The sequence below is a fragment of the Leptospira soteropolitanensis genome (assembly GCF_026151655.1).
Classification (GTDB): Bacteria; Spirochaetota; Leptospiria; order Leptospirales; family Leptospiraceae; genus Leptospira_A; species Leptospira_A soteropolitanensis.
On the sequence record NZ_JAMQPN010000093.1, the window covers coordinates 1 to 677 of the forward strand.

General features: G+C 35.3%; 1 protein-coding gene. It reads right to left on the minus strand.

All coding sequences use genetic code 11. The features are described from left to right. Positions 1-53: 53 nt before the first annotated feature. Positions 54-677: IS3 family transposase (locus tag ND811_RS19495; protein ID WP_265365567.1), on the minus strand; the 624-nt coding region annotated here is incomplete at its 5' end.

Here is a 677-nt window from a genome sequence, read left to right on the forward strand (position 1 = left end):
TGACCTGCCCCCGTTTTTTGGACCAAATCTTAAGTTAGTAAAATCCTCATAATTTAATTTCCATACTTCGCTTTGAATTCGAATGGAGTCAAATAATTTAAAGAAGAATGAAGACGCTCTTCATTGTAATCCTTTTGGAATTTAAAAAGTTCCTCTCGAAGTTCATCTAAATCTTGACAAAAGCTCAATTGCAAACATTCAGATCTTAACTTACCATTGAAGCTTTCAACGAATGCATTTTGAGTTGGTTTACCAAGGTCAATATAGGATATTCCGATATTATTCTTGGATAACCAATTAGTAAAGACTCTTGAAGTGAATTCAGGACCATTGTCAGTTACAAACGATTTTGGAAGTTCAGGCAATGATTCTAAGAATCGAATTAATCTTTTCGAAGAAATGGAATAGTCTGCTGCTAAAACAACATTTTCTCTTGTGCAAAGATCTACGCCAGATAGAATTCGCGCTTTCCGACCATCTATCGTTCGTTCATGAAGAAAATCTATTGCCCAGACTTCATTTGGTCGAGTTGGAATTGGAATCGGTTGACTATCAGCTAATTTCCGTTTCTTCCTTGGTTTTGTCCTTATTTTTAAGCCTTCCTGTGAGTATATTCTGTATACTTTCTTATGATTGATTCTCCATCCAGCTTTACGCATGGATTTATGAATCATTCG